This window comes from Xenophilus azovorans DSM 13620, from assembly GCF_000745855.1.
GTDB lineage: Bacteria > Pseudomonadota > Gammaproteobacteria > Burkholderiales > Burkholderiaceae_C > Xenophilus > Xenophilus azovorans.
In genome coordinates this window covers 269642-289470 of record NZ_JQKD01000004.1, presented here as the reverse complement: position 1 = coordinate 289470, position 19829 = coordinate 269642, and the positions used below count along the sequence as shown (strand labels likewise).

Annotated in this window: 23 protein-coding genes; 22 read left to right on the top strand and 1 reads right to left on the bottom strand. The window is 67.5% G+C overall.

Annotation, left to right across the window (positions count from 1 at the left end; genetic code table 11):
* Positions 1-39: 39 nt before the first annotated feature.
* From Q392_RS02780 to Q392_RS02710, 15 genes are all read left to right on the top strand, one after another.
* Positions 40-873 carry an alpha/beta fold hydrolase gene (locus tag Q392_RS02780; RefSeq protein ID WP_275576946.1) on the top strand — a complete coding sequence of 278 codons (834 nt, stop codon included), beginning with the start codon at positions 40-42 and terminating at the stop codon, positions 871-873.
* A 10-nt stretch (positions 874-883) separates the two neighbouring features.
* Positions 884-1267, top strand: coding sequence for a 2Fe-2S iron-sulfur cluster-binding protein (locus tag Q392_RS02775; RefSeq protein WP_038200841.1), 384 nt, complete (start codon positions 884-886; stop codon positions 1265-1267).
* Position 1268: 1 nt separating this feature from the next.
* Complete coding sequence (locus tag Q392_RS02770) at positions 1269-2213, top strand: catechol 2,3-dioxygenase (protein WP_038200840.1); 945 nt, start codon at positions 1269-1271, stop codon at positions 2211-2213.
* A 14-nt stretch (positions 2214-2227) separates the two neighbouring features.
* Entirely contained in the window at positions 2228-2662 is a 435-nt protein-coding gene (locus Q392_RS02765; protein WP_038200839.1) for a GlcG/HbpS family heme-binding protein, read from the top strand.
* A 7-nt stretch (positions 2663-2669) separates the two neighbouring features.
* Positions 2670-4124: a 2-hydroxymuconic semialdehyde dehydrogenase gene (locus Q392_RS02760; protein ID WP_038200838.1), complete on the top strand. Its 1455-nt coding sequence runs from the start codon at positions 2670-2672 to the stop codon at positions 4122-4124.
* A 5-nt stretch (positions 4125-4129) separates the two neighbouring features.
* The gene (gene dmpE, locus Q392_RS02755; RefSeq protein WP_038200837.1) at positions 4130-4912 is read left to right on the top strand and encodes a 2-oxopent-4-enoate hydratase; all 783 of its coding nucleotides are present in this window, start codon (positions 4130-4132) and stop codon (positions 4910-4912) included.
* A gap of 35 nt (positions 4913-4947) precedes the next feature.
* Positions 4948-5958 (top strand): Bug family tripartite tricarboxylate transporter substrate binding protein, encoded by a 1011-nt coding sequence (locus Q392_RS02750; protein WP_239656084.1) that lies wholly within the window; start codon positions 4948-4950, stop codon positions 5956-5958.
* 16 nt (positions 5959-5974) lie between these two features.
* On the top strand, positions 5975-6769 hold the full coding sequence (locus Q392_RS02745) for an SDR family NAD(P)-dependent oxidoreductase (RefSeq protein WP_038200834.1): 795 nt from the start codon (positions 5975-5977) through the stop codon (positions 6767-6769).
* 19 nt (positions 6770-6788) lie between these two features.
* Positions 6789-7733 carry an acetaldehyde dehydrogenase (acetylating) gene (locus Q392_RS02740; RefSeq protein WP_038200833.1) on the top strand — a complete coding sequence of 315 codons (945 nt, stop codon included), beginning with the start codon at positions 6789-6791 and terminating at the stop codon, positions 7731-7733.
* 40 nt (positions 7734-7773) lie between these two features.
* Positions 7774-8817 (top strand): 4-hydroxy-2-oxovalerate aldolase, encoded by a 1044-nt coding sequence (gene dmpG, locus Q392_RS02735; protein WP_038200832.1) that lies wholly within the window; start codon positions 7774-7776, stop codon positions 8815-8817.
* Between the two features lie 12 nt (positions 8818-8829).
* Positions 8830-9618 carry a 2-oxo-3-hexenedioate decarboxylase gene (gene dmpH / locus Q392_RS02730; RefSeq protein ID WP_038200830.1) on the top strand — a complete coding sequence of 263 codons (789 nt, stop codon included), beginning with the start codon at positions 8830-8832 and terminating at the stop codon, positions 9616-9618.
* Positions 9619-9653: 35 nt separating this feature from the next.
* The gene (locus Q392_RS02725; protein ID WP_038200828.1) at positions 9654-9845 is read left to right on the top strand and encodes a 2-hydroxymuconate tautomerase; all 192 of its coding nucleotides are present in this window, start codon (positions 9654-9656) and stop codon (positions 9843-9845) included.
* A gap of 87 nt (positions 9846-9932) precedes the next feature.
* The gene (locus Q392_RS02720; RefSeq protein WP_205146996.1) at positions 9933-11126 is read left to right on the top strand and encodes an aromatic ring-hydroxylating oxygenase subunit alpha; all 1194 of its coding nucleotides are present in this window, start codon (positions 9933-9935) and stop codon (positions 11124-11126) included.
* Positions 11127-11128: 2 nt separating this feature from the next.
* Positions 11129-11611: an aromatic-ring-hydroxylating dioxygenase subunit beta gene (locus Q392_RS02715; protein ID WP_038200827.1), complete on the top strand. Its 483-nt coding sequence runs from the start codon at positions 11129-11131 to the stop codon at positions 11609-11611.
* Between the two features lie 136 nt (positions 11612-11747).
* Positions 11748-13055, top strand: a complete 1308-nt coding sequence (locus Q392_RS02710) for an MFS transporter (protein ID WP_038200826.1) — start codon at positions 11748-11750, stop codon at positions 13053-13055.
* 20 nt (positions 13056-13075) lie between these two features.
* Here the strand turns inward: Q392_RS02710 and Q392_RS02705 are convergent, their stop codons facing one another.
* A complete protein-coding gene (locus tag Q392_RS02705; protein WP_412179845.1) occupies positions 13076-13273 on the bottom strand; it encodes a hypothetical protein in 198 nt (65 codons plus the stop codon).
* A 27-nt stretch (positions 13274-13300) separates the two neighbouring features.
* Here Q392_RS02705 and Q392_RS02700 point away from each other — a divergent pair, with 27 nt between their 5' ends.
* The 7 genes from Q392_RS02700 (at position 13301) to Q392_RS02670 (ending at position 19829) form a co-directional block, all read left to right on the top strand.
* A complete protein-coding gene (locus Q392_RS02700; RefSeq protein ID WP_038200825.1) occupies positions 13301-13852 on the top strand; it encodes an ATP-binding protein in 552 nt (183 codons plus the stop codon).
* Between the two features lie 96 nt (positions 13853-13948).
* Complete coding sequence (locus Q392_RS02695) at positions 13949-15148, top strand: ABC transporter substrate-binding protein (protein WP_038200824.1); 1200 nt, start codon at positions 13949-13951, stop codon at positions 15146-15148.
* A gap of 52 nt (positions 15149-15200) precedes the next feature.
* Positions 15201-16061, top strand: coding sequence for a branched-chain amino acid ABC transporter permease (locus Q392_RS02690; RefSeq protein ID WP_038200823.1), 861 nt, complete (start codon positions 15201-15203; stop codon positions 16059-16061).
* Positions 16058-17056, top strand: coding sequence for a branched-chain amino acid ABC transporter permease (locus Q392_RS02685; RefSeq protein WP_057591429.1), 999 nt, complete (start codon positions 16058-16060; stop codon positions 17054-17056). The genes Q392_RS02690 and Q392_RS02685 overlap by 4 nt, the downstream gene beginning before the upstream one ends.
* The gene (locus Q392_RS02680; protein WP_038200822.1) at positions 17053-17814 is read left to right on the top strand and encodes an ABC transporter ATP-binding protein; all 762 of its coding nucleotides are present in this window, start codon (positions 17053-17055) and stop codon (positions 17812-17814) included. The genes Q392_RS02685 and Q392_RS02680 overlap by 4 nt, the downstream gene beginning before the upstream one ends.
* On the top strand, positions 17807-18505 hold the full coding sequence (locus tag Q392_RS02675) for an ABC transporter ATP-binding protein (protein ID WP_038200821.1): 699 nt from the start codon (positions 17807-17809) through the stop codon (positions 18503-18505). The genes Q392_RS02680 and Q392_RS02675 overlap by 8 nt, the downstream gene beginning before the upstream one ends.
* A 52-nt stretch (positions 18506-18557) precedes the next feature.
* Positions 18558-19829, top strand: coding sequence for an aromatic ring-hydroxylating oxygenase subunit alpha (locus Q392_RS02670; protein ID WP_051952779.1), 1272 nt, complete (start codon positions 18558-18560; stop codon positions 19827-19829).

Here is a 19829-nt window from a genome sequence, read left to right as displayed (position 1 = left end):
TACCGACAATGTCGAGACTTTATGAATGATTCACTGATCATGGACCAGTCCCCCGAGATCTCCAAGAGCATCGTCGCTGCAGGGCTGCGCACCAATTACCACGACCAAGGCGCAGGCTTCCCGGTGTTGATGATCCACGGGTCGGGGCCGGGCGTCAGCGCGTTCGCAAATTGGCGACTGGTGATGCCGGTCCTGGCGCGCGAACGCAGGGTGATTGCGCCCGACATGGCGGGTTTTGGTTTCACTGATCGGCCCGCGGGCGCGGTGTACTCGATGGACAACTGGGTGGCACAGGCGATCGGTCTCCTAGATGCCCTCGATCTCCCGAAGGTCGATCTGGTTGGCAATTCCTTCGGCGGCGCGTTGTCGCTGGCGCTCGCGATCCGCCACCCGCAGCGAGTGCGTCGCCTGGTGTTGATGGGTGCGGCCGGCGTCAGCTTCCCGATCACGCCCGCGCTCGACGCGGTTTGGGGCTACGAGCCCTCGTTCGAAAGCATGCGCAAGGTGATGGACTGGTTTGCATTCGACCGGAACCTGGTCACCGACGAGCTGGCCCAGCTGCGTTACGAGGCGAGCATCCAACCTGGCTTTCATGAATCCTACTCGGCCATGTTCCCCGCCCCCCGGCAGCGCTGGGTGGAGGCGTTGGCCAGCCGCGAGGAAGACATCCGCAAGCTGCCGCACGAGACCCTCATCATTCACGGACGTGAGGACCAGGTCCTTCCAGTGTCGAACTCGATCACGCTGTCGCAGTGGATCTCCCGCTCCCAGCTGCATGTGTTCGGCCGCTGCGGTCACTGGACGCAGATCGAACATGCGGCACGCTTTGCAAAGCTGGTCGGCAACTTCCTGGCCGAGGCGGATGCCGCCTGAGGAAGGTTGCATGACGAGCGGCGTAAGGCACAACGTGCGGATCGTCCAGACGGGCGAAACCTACGCCTGCGGCGAGACGGAAACCTTGTTGCAGGGCATGGCCCGCATCGGCCGTAAGGGCATTCCGGTTGGATGCCTGAGCGGCGGCTGCGGCGTGTGCAGGATCAGCGTACCGGTCGGGCAGGTCCGCTGCATCGGCCCAATGAGCCGGACCCATGTGTCGGAAGACGACGAGGCGAAGGGCATCTGCCTGGCCTGCCGGGTGACGCCGGTATCAAGTGTGGAAGTCGACGTGGTAGGCAAGCTGAGGAAGGCGCTTACCTTCAATTGGGGTGCAACTGGTGCCGCGCGCGGTCCGGACGCCTCGCTAATTCACGCAACCAAGGAGACTTGAAATGGGTGTGATGCGAATCGGGCACGTGAGCCTGAAGGTGATGGACATGGCTGCGGCCGTGAAGCACTACGAGAACGTGCTGGGCATGAAGAAGACCATGGAGGACAAGGCCGGCAACGTGTACCTGAAGTGCTGGGACGAGTGGGACAAGTACTCGGTGCAGCTGAAGAAGGCCGACTCCGCCGGCATGGACCACGTGGCCTACAAGGTCGAGCACGACGCCGACCTGGATGCGCTGCAAAAGCGCATCGAAGCCGCCGGCGTGAAGACCACGATGCTGCACGAAGGCACGCTGCCGTCCACCGGGCGGATGCTGCAGTTCAAGATGCCCAGCGGGCACGAGATGCGGCTGTACGCGATGAAGGAATGCGTGGGCACCGCGGTCGGCTCTGAGAACCCCGATCCCTGGCCGGACGACCTCAAGGGTGCCGGCTCGAAGTGGCTGGACCACGTGGCGCTGGTGTGCGAGCTCAACCCCGAGGCCGGCGTCAACAAGGTCGCCGAGAACTGCAAGTTCTTCAAGGAGTGCCTGGACTTCTACCTCAGCGAGCAGATCCTCGTCGGCCCCGGCGGCGCGTTCCAGGCCGCGGCGTTCATGTTCCGCGCGACCAAGCCGCACGACATCGCCTTCCTGCCCGGCCCGACGGCGGGCATCCACCACGCCTCGTTCTTCCTCGACTCGTGGGAGGAGGTGCTCAAGGCCGCCGATGTGATGGCCAAGAACAAGGTCAAGATCGACGTGACGCCCACGCGCCACGGCATCACGCGCGGCCAGACGATCTACTTCTTCGACCCCAGCGGCAACCGCAACGAGACCTTCGCCGGCCTGGGCTACCTGGCACAGCCCGACCGCCCGGTGAACACATGGACCGAAGAGAACCTGTGGCGTGGCATCTTCTTCCACACCGGCGAAGCCACGCCTTCGTTCACCGAAGCCTACACCTGAGCGAAAGCGCCAGCATGGACAGCACCCGAGTGAACAGCGTGCCGCAGCGCGCCATCACCACCGACGCCGCCGCCGCGGCGGCGCGGGGCGCGGTCGAGCATGCGGCCGCGCTCGGCTTGCGCATGAACGTCGCGGTCACCGACGGTGCCGGCCGGCTCACGGCCTTCCTGCGCATGAACGGTTCCTTCAACCACTCGATCGGCATCGCCATCGACAAGGCCGGCACCGCCGCCGGCTTCGGTTTTCCAACGTCGGGTTGGAAGGACGTGGTGTCCGGCGACGAACTGCTGCGTGCCGGCCTGAACGAGCGGCCTGGCGTCGTGATGTTCGGCGGCGGCCTGCCGATCTTCGAGGACGGGCTGGTGATCGGCGGCATTGGCGTGTCCGGCGGGTCGGCCGAGCAGGACGAGGATTGCGCGCGCGCTGGCTTGGCCGCCATCGGTTTGTGAGATAGCCATGAAGCAGATTCGAAATTTCATCGACGGCGAGTATTCGGCCGGCACCAAGCATTTCGACAAGCGCTCGCCGCTCACCGGCGAGCTCATCGCACAGGTCAGCGAGGCCGGCCGCACCGACGTGGATGCGGCCGTGACGGCGGCGCGCGCCGCGCTGTCCGGACCCTGGGGGCGCATGACTGTCGCCGAGCGCGTCGAGCGGCTGTACGCGGTCGCCGACGGCATCACCCAGCGCTTCGACGAATTCCTCGCCGCCGAATGCGAGGACACCGGCAAGCCGATGAGCCTGGCGCGCCACATCGACATCCCGCGCGGGGCGGCGAACTTCAAGATCTTCGCCGACGTCGTGAAGAACGTGCCGAGCGAGTTCTTCGAGATGGCCACGCCCGACGGCCGCGGCGCCATCAACTACGGCCACCGCACGCCGGTGGGCGTGGTCGGCGTGATCTGCCCCTGGAACCTGCCCCTGCTACTGATGACCTGGAAGGTCGGCCCGGCGCTGGCCTGCGGCAACGCAGTCGTCGTGAAGCCCTCGGAGGAGACGCCGCAGACGGCCTCGCTGCTGGGCGAGGTGATGAACGCGGCCGGCATTCCGCGTGGTGTGTACAACGTCGTCCACGGCTTTGGGCCCGACTCGGCCGGCGAGTTCGTCACCACGCACCCGGGCGTCGATGCCATCACCTTCACCGGCGAGACGCGCACCGGCGAGGTCATCATGAAGGCGGCCGCCAAGGGTGCGCGGCCGGTGAGCCTGGAGATGGGCGGCAAGAACGCCGCGATCGTGTTCGCCGACTGCGACTTCGATGCCGCCATCGAGGGCACGATGCGCTCGGTGTTCGCCAACTGCGGCCAGGTGTGCCTGGGCACCGAGCGTGTCTACGTCGAGCGGCCGCTGTTCGAGCGCTTCGTTGCCGCGCTGAGCCAGGGCGCCAAGGGGTTGAAGCTGGGCCGTCCGGAAGACGCCGCCACAGGCATGGGCCCGTTGATCAGCAAGGAGCATCAAGCCAAGGTGCTCTCGTACTACGAGCTTGCGCGCGCCGAGGGTGCCACGGTTGTCACCGGCGGCGGCGTGCCGCGGATGGGCGGCGCGCTCGACGGCGGCAACTGGATCGAGCCGACCATCTGGACTGGCGTGCCCGAGACGGCGCGCGTGGTGCGCGAAGAGGTCTTCGGCCCTTGCTGCCACATCGCCCCCTTCGACACCGAAGACGAGGTGCTCGGCAAGGCCAACGACAACGCCTACGGTCTGGCGGCGTCGGTCTGGACGCGCGATCTCGCGCGCGCGCACCGCTTTGCCCAACGTATGCACGTCGGGCTGGTGTGGGTGAACAGCTGGTTCCTACGCGACCTGCGCACCCCCTTCGGCGGCGCTAAGCAATCGGGCATCGGCCGAGAAGGCGGGGTGCACTCGCTCGAGTTCTACACCGAACTGAAAAACGTCTGCATCAAGCTCTGAACACCATGACACCGCAACTGATCGAACAACTCGGCGACGAACTCCACGCGGCTCTCGCCGAGTGCCGGATGGTCGAGCCGCTGACCAACCGCCATGCCGACATCACGATCGAGGACGCCTACGCGATCCAGCAGCGCCTGAACGCGCGGCGTCTCGCGGCCGGCGAGCGCATCATCGGCAAGAAGATCGGCGTCACCAGCCAGGCGGTGATGAACATGCTCGGCGTGCACCAGCCCGACTTCGGCATGCTCACCGATGCGATGGTCTACAACGAAGGCCAGGCGATCGAGGCCAAGACGCTGATCCAGCCGAAGGCGGAGGGCGAGATCGCCTTCCTGCTCAAGCGAGACCTGCAGGGCCCCGGCGTCACCGCCGCCGACGTGCTTGCGGCCACCGAGGGGGTGATGGCGTGCTTCGAGATCGTCGACTCGCGCATCCGCGACTGGAAGATCAAGATCCAGGACACCGTGGCCGACAACGCCAGCTGCGGCGTGTTCGTGCTCGGCGACCGCGTCGTTGATCCGCGCGGTCTGGACCTCGTGACCTGCGGCATGGTGCTCGAGAAGAACGGCGAAGTCGTCGTCACCGGTGCCGGCGCGGCCACGATGGCCTCGCCACTGAACGCGATGGCTTGGCTGGCCAACACGCTTGGACGGCTGGGCGTGCCGCTGAAGGCGGGCGAAGTGGTGCTCTCTGGCGCGCTCGGAGCGATGGTGCCGGTGAAGGCCGGCGACAACCTGCGCGTGAGCATCGGCGGCATCGGCGGCTGCTCGGTGCGGTTCGTCTGAAAGAGCGGACCACCCTCCTGCAATTCCACTGGTTCATGCCCCGTCTCATGGCTCTACTGGCTGCATTCCACACTTGCCTTGTGCGCTGCGCATTGGCCGTTTTGTGCCTGGGCACCACGGGCTCCCCGCTGCTCGCAGCCGAGGTCTACCCGTCCAAGCCGATCAAGCTGATCGTGCCTTTCCCGCCCGGCGGGCCTACCGACATCATGGGCCGCTTGGTGGCCAAGATCATCAGCGACAAACTTGGCCAGAGCGTGGTGGTAGAGAACAAGCCGGGCGCCGGTGGCAATGTGGGCACCGACACCGCGGCCAAGTCGCCTGGCGACGGCTACACGCTGGTGCTGTCGGCGGTGAGCCCCCTGGTGATCGCGCCGAGCCTGCAGTCCAAGCTCCCTTACGACTATGCGCGCGACTTCACGCCCATCACCTTGGTGGCGCTAACCAAGGCCGCCATCGTCGCACACCCCAGCATTCCCTTCAGTGATTTGAAGGGAATGGTGGCGTATGCCCGCGCAAACCCGGGCAAGTTGACTTACGGCAGTTCGGGCGTGGGGACCGCCAATCACTTGCTCGGCGAGATGCTCCAGTCCGCCGCCGGCGTGCAGATGCTCCACGTTCCCTACAAGGGCACCGCGCCGCTGGTGCAGGACTTGCTGGGCGGCCAGCTGATGACCAGCATCGAAAGCTCTTTGAGCAGTGCCGCGCCCAACATCCGCAGCGGCAAGCTCAAGGGCATCGCCGTCGTTTCTTCCACACGCTCGCCATTGCTGCCCGAGGTGCCGACGGTCGCCGAGCAAGGCTACACAGGCTTAGCTCTGCCGTTCTGGTTCGGCTTGCTCGGGCCCGCAAAACTTCCGGGCGAAGTCACGGCAACGTTGAACAAGGCGGTGACTGAAGGCCTGAGGTCGACCGACGTCGTCGAGGGTCTGGCCCAGATCGGTGCCGAGCCCTTGCTCTCTTCGCCTGAGCAGTTTGCGGAGTACATGCGCACCGAGCATCGGCGTTGGGCCCAGGTGATCCGCGAAGCCAAGATCACGCTCGACTGATCGCACGATCACCGCCATGGATCTGCAACTGAAAGGCAAACGTGCCCTCGTCACCGGCTCCACAGCCGGTATCGGCTGGGCCGTCGCGCGAGCACTCGCGGCCGAGGGCGCTGAGGTGGTCCTCAACGGCCGGGATGCTCTCAGGCTGGCGCGAGCCGTTGAACGCCTGTTTGCGGATGTTCGGTCGGCCGAGGTCGACGCCGTCCAGGACGATGTCGCCACGGCCGAAGGTTGTGATCACCTGGCCGATGCTGCCGGGGACGTCGACATCCTCGTCAACAACTGCGGCGTCTATGAGGCTGCGGCGTTCGAGTCCACTACAGATGCCCAGTGGACACGGATGTTCGACATCAACGTGCTCAGCGGCGTGCGTCTCACGCGGGCCCTTCTGCCGGCCATGAAGGCGCGCAATTGGGGGCGCGTGGTGTTCGTCTCCAGCGAATCCGGCATCTGCCCGCCGGGGGACATGGCCCACTACGCGATGACGAAGTCGGCTCAGCTGTCGGTGTCGCGCGCCGTGGCCGAGACCTGCGCCGGTACCGCGGTGACCGTCAATGCCGTGCTACCGGGGCCGACCCGAACCGAAGGCGTGCAGGCCTTCCTGGAGCGGATGGCCCGCGATGCAGCCTGTTCGATGGCCGAGGCGGAATCGACGTTCTTTCGTGACCATCGCCCGACCTCGCTGCTGCAGCGCTTCGTGGAGCCGGCAGAGGTCGCCGCGACGGTCGCATTCATCTGCAGCCCGCTTGCCGCTGCCATGAACGGCGCGGCAGTTCGCACCGATGGCGGCGTTGTTCGCACTCTTTACTGACTTCACTTCGAGAACATCCATGCCCAAGATCAAATGCGCCCTCATCGGACCCGGCAACATCGGCACCGACCTACTGGCCAAGCTGCAGCGCAGCCCCGTGCTTGAGCCGGTGTGGATGGTGGGTATCGACCCCAGCTCCGACGGCCTGAAGAAGGCGCGCGAGATGGGCCTGAAGACCACGTCCGACGGCGTCGACGGCCTCGTGCCGCACATCCAGGCCGACGGCGTGCAGATCGTCTTCGACGCCACCAGCGCCTACGTGCATGCCGAGAATTCGCGCAAGGTCAACGCCTGCGGCGCGATGATGATCGACCTCACGCCGGCGGCGATCGGCCCGTTCTGCGTTCCGCCGGTGAACCTGAAGGAACAGGTCGGGCGCGGCGAGATGAACGTCAACATGGTCACCTGCGGCGGGCAGGCGACGATCCCGATGGTCGCCGCGGTCAGCAAGGTGCAGACGGTCGCCTACGGCGAGATCGTCGCCACCGTGTCGTCCAAGTCGGCCGGCCCGGGCACGCGCAAGAACATCGACGAGTTCACCCGCACCACCGCGGGTGCCGTCGAGAAGGTGGGCGGCGCGAAGAAGGGCAAGGCGATCATCGTCATCAACCCGGCCGAGCCGCCGCTGATCATGCGCGACACGGTGCACTGCCTCACCGAGGCGGCGCCCGATCAGGCGCGCATCACCGCGTCCATCCACGCCATGATCAAGGAGGTGCAGCGCTACGTGCCGGGCTACCGCCTCGTCAACGGCCCGGTGTTCGACGGCAACCGCGTGTCGGTCTTCCTCGAGGTAGAAGGCCTCGGCGACTACCTGCCCAAGTACGCGGGCAACCTGGACATCATGACGGCTGCCGCTGCGCGCACGGCCGAGATGTTCGCCGAGGAGATCCTCGCCGGCACGCTGAAGCTGCGCCCCACCGAGGCCGCGCGCCCGGCCGCCGTGCTGGCCGGCTGCAACTGACGCCCGCGCCACCCGAATCAACCACCTCCGGAGATCCACGATGAACCTCAAAGGCAAGAAAGTCCGCCTGCACGACATGACGTTGCGCGACGGCATGCACCCCAAGCGGCACCTGATGACGCTGGAGCAGATGAAGACCATCGCCAAGGGCCTGGACGACGCCGGCATGCCGCTCATCGAGGTCACGCACGGTGACGGGCTCGGCGGCAGCTCGGTCAACTACGGCTTCCCCGCGCACAGCGACGAGGAATACCTCTCGACCGTGATCCCGCTGATGAGGCGCGCCAAGGTGTCGGCACTGCTGCTGCCCGGCATCGGCACGGTGGACCACCTGCGCATGGCGCGCGACCTGGGCGTGCACACGATCCGCGTGGCAACCCACTGCACCGAGGCCGACGTGTCCGAGCAGCATATCACGCTCGCGCGCAAGCTCGAGATGGACACGGTGGGCTTCCTGATGATGGCGCACATGAACAGCCCGGAAGGCCTGGCCAGGCAGGCCAAGCTGATGGAAGGCTACGGCGCCAACTGCATCTACGTGACCGACTCTGCCGGCCACCTGCTGCCTGACGGCGTGAAGGACCGGCTGAAGGCTGTGCGCGACGTGCTGGCCCCGGAGACCGAGCTCGGGTTCCACGGCCACCACAACCTCGCGATGGGCGTGGCCAACAGCATCGCCGCCATCGAGGTCGGCGCCTCGCGCATCGACGCGGCGGCCGCGGGCCTGGGTGCCGGTGCCGGCAACACGCCGATGGAGGTCCTCGTGGCGGTGTGCGACCTGATGGGCATCGAGACCGGCGTCGACGTGTTCGGCATCCAGGACGTGGCCGAGGACCTGGTCGTGCCGATCATGGACTTCCCGATCCGCATCGACCGCGATGCGCTCACGCTCGGCTATGCCGGCGTGTACGGCAGCTTCCTGCTGTTCGCCAAGCGCGCGGAGAAGAAGTACGGCGTGCCGGCGCGCGACATCCTCGTCGAGATGGGGCGGCGCGGCATGGTCGGCGGCCAGGAAGACATGATCGAGGACACCGCGCTGACGCTCGCCAAGGCGCAGGGCCTGGCCCAGCCCAAGGCCGCCTGAGGAGACGACGCCATGCCGCTCGACAGCGCCACCGTCGCCGCCCTGGCCGAACAGCTCGAGTCGTGCCAGCTGCGCGCCCGAGACACGGTCAAGATCACCGATGCGCACCCCGGCATGACGCTGGCGGATGCCTATGCCGTGCAGGACGCCATTCTGGCGCGCAAGCGCGATCGCGGCACGCGCGTGGTGGGCTGGAAGGCCGGGCTCACGTCGCCGGGGAAGATGAAGCAGATGGGCGTGTCGGAGCCGTGCTTCGGCTTCCTCGTCGACGAGTTCGTCGTGCCCGACGGCGGCGACGTGCCGATGGCCGACCTGATCCATCCCAAGGTCGAGCCCGAGATCTGCTTCGTGCTGAAGCGCGCGCTGAAAGGCCCGGGCTGCCACATCGGTGCGGTGCTGGCCGCCACCGACTTCGTGCTCCCGGGCATCGAGGTCATCGACAGCCGCTACCGCGACTTCAAGTTCGATCTGGCGAGCGTGATCGCCGACAACACCTCGGCGGCGCGTTTCGTCGTCGGTGGCCGGGCCGTTGCGCCCGACGCGCTCGACCTGCGCACGATCGGCGTGGTGCTCGAGAAGAACGGCAAGCCGGTCGCGATGGGCGCCGGCGCAGCGGTGCTGGGCCACCCCGCCGCGGCGGTGGCGATGCTGGCCAACCACCTCGGCGCGCGCGGGCAGGAACTGCCTGCCGGCGCGCTAGTGCTGTCGGGCGGCGTGACCGAGGCGGTGGCCGTCGAAGCGGGCGACCAGGTCTGCCTTCGCGTGCAGGGTCTCGGCAGCGTGGCCGTGCAATTCCGCTGAACCTCATTCGTCACTTCTCGCAAAAGGAGAGCAGCATGCCGTTCGCTCAGATCTACCTGCTCGAGGGCCGCACCGAAGACCAGAAGCGCGCCGTGATCGAGAAGGTCACCCAGGCGCTCCAGGAGGCCGTCGGCGCGCCGAAGGAGAACGTCCGCGTCTGGATCCACGACGTGCCCAAGACCAACTGGGGCATCGCGGGCCAGACTGCGAAGGACCTCGGTCGCTGATCGGCCGATGTCCCGCAGCCCGCCAGTGCATCCGTCTTTCTCGCCGTCGGACACGGTGACCCGTGTCACTGAGAACGAGTGGTCGCCATGAACATGCCCACGACCTCCACGTCGACGCGGCCCCTGGTCTGGACCAAGCGCATCAGCCAGGTCCCGAAGGAAGTCTTCGTCAGCGAATCGCTGTTCGAAGAGGAATTGAGGACCATCTTCTACGGCGACTGCTGGCACGTCGTCGCGCACGAGGGCGAACTTCCAGAGGTGGGCGACTTCAAGACCTTCGAGCTCGGCCGCATGCCGCTGCTCATCGTGCGCGGCAAGGACCGCCAGGTGCGCGTGTTCCTCAACAGCTGCACCCACCGCGGCACGCAGGTGGAGACGGCGAGCTGCGGCAACCGCACCGAGTTCGAGTGCCCCTACCACCGCTGGCTGTTCGGGCTGGAGGGCGACCTCGTCGGCTGCCCGGGCTCCAAGGAGTTCTCGCCGGAGTTCCAGAAGGAGGACTACGACCTGAAGGAAGTGCGCGTCGGTGTGCATCTGGGGCTGGTGTTCGTCACGCTCGGCAAGGCGACGCCGCCGCTGGAAGATTGGATCGGCGCGCCGATCATGGAGCCGCTGAGCGTGGTGCTCGGCGGGGACGGGCGCCTGAAGCTGCTGGGCTACCAGAAGGTGCGCTACGCGGTGAACTGGAAGGCCTACAACGACAACGACGGCTACCACGCCCCGCTGCTGCACACGGGATTCCGCCTGCTCAACTGGCAGGGCGGCCAGGGCGCGCAATACATGACCGAGAACGGCCACGCCTGCATCGTCGCGCAGCTCAAGCCGATCCAGCACAGCGGCTTCCTGAAGGACACCTCGCTGATCACCTTCAAGGGCCAGAACCCGGAGAAGGGCAGCTGCGTGGTGCAGCTGTTCCCGTGCAGCGTGGTGGTCAAGCACCTCGACGTGATCAACCTGCGCTTCGCCATCGCGCGCAGCCACGACGTGACCGAGGTTCACTACGCCTACTTCGCCCACGTCGACGACAGCGAGGACATGGTGCGCCACCGGCTGCGCCAATCGTCCAACCTGCTCGGCCCCTGCGGCATGGTGACGATGGAAGACGCGGCCATCTTCCAGCGCATCCACATCGGCAGCTACACGCCGGGCCAGGCCGAGTTCCAGAAGGGCGTGACGGGCGGCGACCAACCCTCGTTCGACGTCAAGCAGAACGACGAGACCGGGCAGTTGCCGAAATGGGAGCACTACCGGAAGCTGATGGGCTTCCAGCGGGAGGCCTGAGCATGGACGCCACCATCCTGGCCGCGCTCGACGAATTGCAATCGCAGTACATCGTCGCGATGGACGCGCAGGACATGCAGGCCTGGAAGGCCTGCTTCTCCGCCGCACCCGAAACCTCCTACATCTGGGTCTCGGCCGAGAACGACAAGCGCGGCCTGGGCATCGCGCTGATGTACGACGACTGTCGCGCCCGCATCGAGGACCGCGTGTCCATCGTCACCAAGGTCTGGGCCGGCACCTACCAGGCCTACCGCACGCGGCACTTCGTGCAGCGGGTGCGCTGCCGCGAGGCCGGCGCCGGGCGCGTGGAAGCGACCTCCAACTTCCTGATCACGATGACGCCCGAAGGCGGCACGCCGACGCTGCTGACCTCGGGCGTCTACCGCGACGTGATCGAGTTGCAGGGCGGGCAGGCGGTGCTGCGCGACCGCCGTGCGGTGTACGACGCGGACGCGCTGCCGCGCTACGTGGTGTTTCCGTTTTGAAGCTGCAAGAACGGCCCGGCGTGGACCGCGGTGGCCGGCGCCGCGCGCGCGTCGGCATCGGCGCTTCCATCGCCGTGGCGGTCGCCGCCGTCGCGGTCGCCTGACAACGTCTGCCACCACCTGAACCGGAGCCCCGATGTCCACCCCTGCCCTCGAACCCGTCGTCACCAAGGCCGCGCGACGGCTCATGCCGTTTCTCGCGCTGCTGTTCCTGCTCAGCTTCCTCGACCGCGCCAACGTCAGTTTCGCGGCGCTGGGGATGAACAAGGACCTCGGTTTCACGCCGACCGTCTATGCGCTCGGGGTCGGGGTCTTCTTCCTCGGCTACGTGCTGTTCGAAGTGCCGAGCAACATGATGATCGAGAAGATCGGCGCACGCCGCTGGATCGCACCGCTGACGATCGCCTGGGGCTGCGTGGCGATGGCGATGGCCTTCGTTCACGACGCGAACTCGTTCTTCGTGCTGCGTTTCCTGCTCGGCGTGGCCGAGGCGGGCCTGCTGCCCGGGCTGTTCCTGTACCTGACCTACTGGTTTCCGGCCGAGTACCGCGGCCGCATGAGTGCGCTGATCATGGCCGCGCTGCCGGTGTCGCTGATCGTCAGCGGGCCGGTGTCGGGCGCGATCCTGTCGCTGCCGCAGCTGCAGGGCTTGGCGGGGCTGAAGAACTGGCAGTGGATGTTCATCATCGAGGGGCTGCCGACGCTGATCGCCGGTCTGGCGGTCTACCGGCTCATGCCCGACCGCCCGCGCGACGCCGCGTGGCTGCGCCCCGAGGAAGCGCAGGCGCTCGAGAGCGCCCTGGACCGCGAGAACCGGCAGGCCACGCCGCAGCATCGCAGCAGCCTGCGCGACGGCCTGTGGTCGGCACCGGTACTGGTGTTGAGCCTGGCGTACTTCGGCGGGCTGGTGGGCAGTTTCGGCATCATCTTCTGGGTGCCGCAGATCGTCCGCGGCTTCGGCGCCTCGACGCTGCAGACGGGCTTCATCTCGGCGATCCCGTTCGTCGTGGCGCTGGTGGTCATCGTCGCGCTCGGGCGCTACGTCGACCGCACCGGCAGGCGCTTCTCAGTCTGCTGCGTCGCGCTGACCGCAGGTGCGCTCGGCCTGTGGGCCGCCGGCAGCACCGCCGAGCCGGTGCTGGCGATCGCCGCGCTGAGCGTCGCCGCCGCCGGCATCATGGGCTCGACCGGCGGCTTCTGGACGCTGCCGCAGGTGTACCTGAAGGGCAGCGCCATCGCGGCCGCCTTTGCCATGATCAACTCGGTCGGTGCGCTCGGCGGCTTCGTCGGCCCGTACATCATCGGCTGGGCCAAGGAGCGCTCGGGCGGCTTCGGCCTCGGGCTCACGTTGCTGAGCCTGGGGCCGCTGGCGGCGGCCCTGCTCGTTGCCGCGCTCGGGCGTCTGGGCCGCCCGCAACCGGCGGAGACCGGCGACGCCGATTGAGCTTTACATAACCGATGACATCACCACAGCTCGGCCTGCTTCCAGCACGCGGTGAATGATCGATTGGCGTTCTGCCCGCTCTTGAGCTTGCGGCGCGCGGTGTCTTTCAGCTCGGCCAGCGTGTAGGGGCAGAAGTTGGCCAAGGCGTGACGCTTGAGCCAGGCCCACAGGTACTCCACGGGGATGAGGTCCGGCGCGTAGCCGGGCAACAGCACCACAGGGCCGCTCGCGCGGCTGCCGAGCGCATGGCCGCGCACGACCCTGCCGAGCCCGAGGGACCCGCACAGACGGTGCGGCCGGTGCGCAGCGCAATGGCGGAGGTGGCGGCCGTCGACGCCGCCTGGGGCGAGCTGCGTGAGCGCCTCGCCCGCCACAAACGCGAGCGACGGCTGCTGCTGGCCGGCGTGTCGTACAACCTGAACAGCTCGCTCGCGCGGCCGGTGCTGAACCTGCTGGACAGCGCGTTCCGCCATGGCGGGCCGCCGGTGGTGCTGCGGCTGGTGACCGGTGGCGGGCGCGGGCGCATCGAGGTCGACGACGCCGGGCCGGGCGTCGCGCTGGCCGACCGCGAACGCGAGCTGCAGGCGTTCGCGCGCGGCGATCCGAGCCGCGGCGCGCGTGGCACCGGGCTCGGCCCGGCCGTGGCGGCGCAGGTCACCGCGCGGCTCCGTGGCAGCGTGAGCATCGAGGTCGGCCCGGTGCCAGCCGGCTCGCCATGGACCTGCCGCTGGTCAATTGAACGTAACGCATCCAAAATATTGGGATTAATAGGTATTAACGAGAGATTGAATCTCTAGCGAGATCCTTAGACTTGCTCATGCACTGACGCCTAGCGCTCTCGTTCGCGCGAAAACAGTCAGGCCTGTTTGTTCTCGACTTCGTCCGGAGACACTATGCGCCCGCTCTTTCGTCTGACCCATGCCGCGTTACTCGCGCTGGCCGCTGCCGTTGCACCGGCCGCTCAAGCCCAGCAGGGCAAGGAGCTCAAAGTCGGCCTCCTGCTGCCGTTCTCACAGGTCTTCGCGGTGTACGGCGAAGCCGTGCGCGAGGGCTTTGATCTGGCCATCGAGGAGGCAGGCGGCCAGGTGGCCGGCCGCAAGATCGTCGTCCTGAAGGAGGACAACAAGGAAGACCCGAAGGTCACCCTGCAGCTGGCGCGGCGCTACATCAAGGACGACCAGGTCGACTTCCTCGTCGGGCCGATCGCCTCGCACGTCGTCGCGGCGATCCGCGATGAAGTGCACCGCTCCAAGACCTTCCTGCTGGTGGCCAACGCCGGCAACAACGACGTGACGGGCAAGGACTGCAGCCCGTACATCGTGCGCACCTCGTTCTCCAACTGGCAAGTCAACCACGCGCTCGGCCTGTACGCCGGCGAGTCGGTCGGCAAGTCGGCGATGACGATCGCCTCCAACTACGACGCCGGACGCGAGATGGCCGCCGCGTTCAAGGACGGTCTGACGAAAAGCGGCGGCAAGGTGGCGTACGAGGACTGGACGGCGATGGGCGCCGCCGATTTCGCGCCGACCATCACCAACCTGCGCTCGCGCCTCGGCGAAGTCGACATGACGTGGTCGTTCATCGTGGGCGCGGGCGGGCCGCGCTTCGTCAACCAGGTGACCCAGGCAGGCATCCGCGGACCGAAGCTGAAGCTGGTCGCGCCGATCTGGCTGGGCGACGAACTGTTCTTCCCGGCGATGGGCGACAACGCCATCGGCATGGTGATCGGCGGCCACTACATGTCGGCGCTGAACACGCCGTTGAACAACGCATTTCAGGCGCGCTTCCAGAAGCGCTATGGCAAGGTCGCCCACACGATGCACGTGCAGGGTTACGACACCGCCAAGCTGATGCTCGCCACCGTCGAGGCGATGAAGGGCGACCTGCGCGACAAGGACAAGGTTCGCACGGCGCTCAGCAGCTTGAAGATCGACAGCCCGCGCGGGCCCGTCACCATCGACCCGCGCACCGGCAACGTGATCCAGAACATCTACATCGGCGAAGTGATCAAGAAGCCGGATGGTGCGCTGGCACACAAGATCCTGAAGACCTACGAGAAGGTCACCGACCCGGGCACCGGCTGCAGCCTCTGACGCGACCCACGCCCGCGCGGCACCCATACACCCGCGCGCACCGGAGCACGCCATGCAGATCTTCGCCGAACAGGTCGTCAACGCCCTTCAGATGGGGGCGCTGTTGTTCCTCGTGGCCTCGGGCCTCTCGCTGATCTTCGGGCTGATGCACGTCGTCAACCTGGCACACGGCGTGTTCTACATGGTGGGCGGCTACCTCGCGCTCACGCTGGCTGGCCGGCTGGGGCATTTCTACTGGGCCCTGCTGGTCGTGCCGGTGCTCACCGGGGCGCTGGGCGTGCTCGTCGAACGCACGCTGCTCTCGCGCACCTACGGCCGCGGCATGTACCCGCAGGTGCTGCTGACACTCGGCCTGGTGTTCGCCTGCGACGAACTTGTGCGCATCATCTGGGGCCCGCAGATCCAGACGCTCGCGCCGCCGGTCGAGCTGCAGGGCAGCATCGTCGTGGCGGGCGTCGCCATTCCGCTCTATCGGCTGCTCGTCGTGGCGGTCGGCGTCGTCGTGGTCGCGGCGCTCGTCACGCTGTTCGGGCGCAGCAAGCTCGGCGCGATGGTGCGTGCCAGCGTCGACGACCGTGAGATGGCGTCCGCGCTCGGCATAGACGTGCGCCTCCTGTTCACCGGCGTCTTCGCGGCCGGGTCGGCGCTGGCCGGGCTGGCCGGCGTGTTGTCGCTGCCGCTGTTCAACGCCTTCCCCGGCATGGGCAGCGAGATCCTGATCTCCGCGCTCGTCGTCGTGGTGGTCGGCGGCATGGGCTCGCTGCCGGGCGCGCTGATCGCCAGCCTGATCATCGGTGGGGCGACCGTGGTGGGCCAAGTCTACGCGCCCGCGTTTTCGACTGGCTTCATCTACCTGGTGCTGGTGCTCGTGCTGCTGGTGCGGCCGCAGGGCCTGATGGGGATCGCGCGATGAACCGAGAACGCTGGACCGTCTGCGTGGTGCTGCTGCTGGCCCTGCTGCTGCCGCATGGCCTGCGCGGCACGCAGACCGAATTCGCCATCGAGGTCATGACGACCGCGATGTTCGCGCTGAGCCTGAACATCCTGATCGGGCGCCTGGGGCTCATCAGCTTCGGCCACGGGCTGTTCCTCGGCGTCGGCGCCTACCTTGCCGGCCTCATGCTCCTGCACCTGACGCAGAACCTGTTCCTGTTGCTGGCCGCTGCGCTGGTGGCGGGGGCGCTGGTCTCGCTGGTGGTCGGTGCGCTCGTGCTGCGGCTGGGCGGCGTCGGCTTCGTAATGATTACGATCGCCCTGTGCCAGCTCGCCTACGTGGCCGTGCTGTCGGCCGACCGCTGGACCGGCGGCATCAACGGCATTCCGTCGATCCCGCGCCCCACGCTGTGGCCCGGCGACGTCGCCGAGTGGCTCAGCCTGGACAGCGCGAAGACCTTCTACCACGTCGCGCTGGTCGCGCTGGTGCTGCTGCTGTACGCGTTGCGCCGGCTCGACGCCTCGCCGATGGGCGCCGTGTTCGCCGGCATCCGGCAGAACCCGGCGCGGATGGGCGCGCTCGGCTACCCGGTGCGGCGCTTCCAGCTGATCGGCTTCGTGATGGCCGGATCGGTGGCCGCCGTGGCCGGTGCGCTGCAGGCGGCGCTGTTCAACCTGGTCGAGCCGGCGATCCTGTTCTGGACAGTCTCCGGCGAGGTGATCCTGATGGTCATCCTCGGCGGCGTCGCCAGCCTCTACGGGCCGGCCGTCGGCGCGGCGCTGTTCCTCGCGCTGTTCCACTACCTCGGTCTGCTCACGGATCACTGGCGGCTGGTGCTCGGCGTGGTGTTCATCCTGGTCGTGCTGTTCGCGCCGGCGGGGTTGGTTCCGCTCGTCGGCAACGCCTGGCGCCGGCGACGCGGCGGGACGCCGGCGGCCGCCGCCGGCGATGCGCTGCGGGGGGAGCCGTCATGAGCGCCGCCCTGCTTGCGACCGAGGGTCTGACGCTGGCCTACGGCCGCTTCATTGCAGTGCGCGACGTGAGTCTGCGGCTTCAGCCCGGCCGCCGCTATGGCGTGCTCGGCCCCAACGGCGCCGGCAAGACCAGCCTGCTGAACCTGCTTACCGGCACGCTGCGCGCGACCGCTGGCTCGATCCATTTCCAGGGCGCCGACATCACCGCACTGGGAGCCGACCGGCGCAGCCACCTGGGCATCGGCCGCAGCTTCCAGAAGACCAGCGTGTTCCCCGAGTTCGACGTGCTCGACAACGTGCGCCTGTCTGTGCGCTCGCGCCAGCCGCGCCGCACCTTCGACTTCTGGTCGCCGCGCAGCCGCGACCGCGATGTCGACGAGCGGGCCGAGGCGCATGTCGCGCGCGTCGGCCTGACGGCGAAGTCGCATACGTCGGCTTCGGCGCTGTCGTACGGCGAACTGCGCCAGCTCGAGATCGCCCTGGCGCTCGCCACCGAGCCGCGGCTGCTGCTGCTCGACGAGCCCACCGCGGGCATGAGCGAGGAGGAAACCCATGCCGTCGTCGACATGCTGCGCGCGAGCCTGCCTGCGGAGCTCACCCTGATGATCATCGAGCACGACCTGAAGGTTATCGAAGGGCTCACCGACCACGTGTTCGTGTTCGAGCAGGGCGCCCTGTTCGAGCAGGGCACGCCGGCGGAGATCCGCGCCAGCGACCGCGTCCAGCGCATCTACTTCAAGGGGCGCCAGCTTGCTTGAAGTCCGCGACCTGCGCGCCGCCTACGGCGCCACCCCTGTGCTGCACGGGGTGAGCCTGCACGCCGACGCCACCAGCTTCCTCGGGCTGATCGGCCGCAACGGCGTCGGCAAGTCGACCACGTTGCGCTGCATCGTCGGCCTGATGCAGCCAAGCGGCGGCAGCGTGCTCCTCGACGGGCAGCCGATCGTCGGCGTGCCCACCCACCAGATCGCGCGCCGCGGCGTTGCCTTCGTGCCGGAGAACCGCGGTGTCTTCCCATCGCTCACCGTGATGGAGAGCCTCACGCTCGGCGAGCGGCCGGCTCCTGCCCAAGGTGGCTGGACGCTGGAGCGGGTGCTTCAGGTGTTTCCGCGTCTGGGCGAGCGTCGGCGCAACCGCTGCGATGCCCTGTCGGGCGGAGAGCAGCAGATGCTCGCCATCGCACGGGCGCTGCTCACCAACCCGAGGCTGTTGATCCTGGACGAACCGACCGAAGGGCTCGCTCCACTCATCGTCGAGGAGATCAGCCGTGTGCTGCGCTCGCTGCGCGGCAGCGGGCTCGCGGTCGTCATCGTCGACCAGAACCTGGACACCGTGTTCGACGTCGCCGACGAAGTGGCCGTGATGTCGCGCGGCGCCATCGTCGTACGCGGACCCAGTGACACGCTGCGGCACGACCAGGACATGCTCAACCATCACCTGGGTGTCTGAAGCAGACGCGCTGCCGCCTGCCGCACGTTCCCAGCCCACCAAGGAGTTCGCCGTGAGTTCCCTCCCCGCCAAGGTCATCCAGCTGCACGTCGACAAGGAACGCAGCCTGTTCAAGGTGCCGCGCCAGTCTTTCGTTGACCAGAGTGTGTTCGAGGCCGAGCGTCGCATCATCTTCGACCGCTGCTGGCTCTACGTCGGCCATGCGTCGGAGATCGGCAAGCCCGGCCAGTTCGTCACCCGCACGGTGGCCGGCCGCAACGTGCTGTTCAACCGGGACACGGCGGGTCGCGTCAACGTGTTCATGAACACCTGCCCGCACCGCGGCGCCACCGTCTGCCGCGACCGCGCGGGCACGGCTAAGAACTTCCAGTGCTTCTACCACGGCTGGGTGTTCGGCAGCGACGGCACGCTGAAGGACCAGCCGGGCAAGGAGTCGTACTGCGAGGGCTTCAACGCCGAAGGCGGCGGCAACCTCGTGCTGGCGCCGCGCCACGAGGAATACCGCGGCTTCCACTTCATCGCCTTTGACAAGGACATCGTCGACCTGTCGACTTACCTGGGAAACGCCAAGGAGTACATCGACCTGGTGGTCGACCAGTCGGCTTCGCAGATGACCATCGTCGGCGGCTCGCAGGAATACAGCCTGCGCGCCAACTGGAAGCTGCTCGTCGAGAACAGCATCGACGGCTACCACGCGTCGACCACCCACGCGAGCTACCTCGACTATCTCAAGGGCACCGTCGGCTCGCTGGCGCCGGTGCCGCTGGTCGGCTACGGCCGCGACCTCGGCAACGGTCACGCCGTAATCGAGTACAGCGCTCCGTGGGGGCGTCCGATCGGCCAGTGGATTCCCGCCTGGGGCGAGCAGGGCAAGGCCGACATCCAGAAGATCGTCGACGGGCTGACGCAGCGCTTCGGCGCTGAACGCGCGCAGCGCATCGCGCTGCAGAACCGCAACCTGCTGATCTTCCCGAACCTGGTCATCAACGACATCATGGCAATCACGGTGCGCACGTTCTATCCGCTCGCACCCAATTTCCTGCACGTCAACGCCTGGGCGCTGGCGCCGGAGGAAGAGGGCGATTGGTCGCGCAAGTCGCGGCTGGAGAACTTCCTCGAGTTTCTCGGCCCCGGCGGCTTCGCCACCCCAGACGATGTGGAGGCGCTGCAGCACTGCCAGCGCGGCTACGAGAACGCACGCGAGGCGGGCTGGAACGACATCTCCAAGGGCATGGCCAGGGAGAAGCAGGCGATGGACGACGAGGTGCAGATGCGCGCCTTCTGGACCGAGTGGAACGCGCGGCTGGCCCGTGCGGCCGTTTGA

Bases quoted from the DNA above. Each gene is read 5' to 3' on its own strand.
- Q392_RS02780 (WP_275576946.1), top strand. From the start codon at position 40: ATGGACCAGTCCCCCGAGATCTCCAAGAGCATCGTCGCTGCAGGGCTG.
- Q392_RS02775 (WP_038200841.1), top strand. From the start codon at position 884: ATGACGAGCGGCGTAAGGCACAACGTGCGGATCGTCCAGACGGGCGAA.
- Q392_RS02770 (WP_038200840.1), top strand. From the start codon at position 1,269: ATGGGTGTGATGCGAATCGGGCACGTGAGCCTGAAGGTGATGGACATG.
- Q392_RS02765 (WP_038200839.1), top strand. From the start codon at position 2,228: ATGGACAGCACCCGAGTGAACAGCGTGCCGCAGCGCGCCATCACCACC.
- Q392_RS02760 (WP_038200838.1), top strand. From the start codon at position 2,670: ATGAAGCAGATTCGAAATTTCATCGACGGCGAGTATTCGGCCGGCACC.
- dmpE (WP_038200837.1), top strand. From the start codon at position 4,130: ATGACACCGCAACTGATCGAACAACTCGGCGACGAACTCCACGCGGCT.
- Q392_RS02750 (WP_239656084.1), top strand. From the start codon at position 4,948: ATGCCCCGTCTCATGGCTCTACTGGCTGCATTCCACACTTGCCTTGTG.
- Q392_RS02745 (WP_038200834.1), top strand. From the start codon at position 5,975: ATGGATCTGCAACTGAAAGGCAAACGTGCCCTCGTCACCGGCTCCACA.
- Q392_RS02740 (WP_038200833.1), top strand. From the start codon at position 6,789: ATGCCCAAGATCAAATGCGCCCTCATCGGACCCGGCAACATCGGCACC.
- dmpG (WP_038200832.1), top strand. From the start codon at position 7,774: ATGAACCTCAAAGGCAAGAAAGTCCGCCTGCACGACATGACGTTGCGC.
- dmpH (WP_038200830.1), top strand. From the start codon at position 8,830: ATGCCGCTCGACAGCGCCACCGTCGCCGCCCTGGCCGAACAGCTCGAG.
- Q392_RS02725 (WP_038200828.1), top strand. From the start codon at position 9,654: ATGCCGTTCGCTCAGATCTACCTGCTCGAGGGCCGCACCGAAGACCAG.
- Q392_RS02720 (WP_205146996.1), top strand. From the start codon at position 9,933: ATGAACATGCCCACGACCTCCACGTCGACGCGGCCCCTGGTCTGGACC.
- Q392_RS02715 (WP_038200827.1), top strand. From the start codon at position 11,129: ATGGACGCCACCATCCTGGCCGCGCTCGACGAATTGCAATCGCAGTAC.
- Q392_RS02710 (WP_038200826.1), top strand. From the start codon at position 11,748: ATGTCCACCCCTGCCCTCGAACCCGTCGTCACCAAGGCCGCGCGACGG.
- Q392_RS02700 (WP_038200825.1), top strand. From the start codon at position 13,301: ATGGCCGCGCACGACCCTGCCGAGCCCGAGGGACCCGCACAGACGGTG.
- Q392_RS02695 (WP_038200824.1), top strand. From the start codon at position 13,949: ATGCGCCCGCTCTTTCGTCTGACCCATGCCGCGTTACTCGCGCTGGCC.
- Q392_RS02690 (WP_038200823.1), top strand. From the start codon at position 15,201: ATGCAGATCTTCGCCGAACAGGTCGTCAACGCCCTTCAGATGGGGGCG.
- Q392_RS02685 (WP_057591429.1), top strand. From the start codon at position 16,058: ATGAACCGAGAACGCTGGACCGTCTGCGTGGTGCTGCTGCTGGCCCTG.
- Q392_RS02680 (WP_038200822.1), top strand. From the start codon at position 17,053: ATGAGCGCCGCCCTGCTTGCGACCGAGGGTCTGACGCTGGCCTACGGC.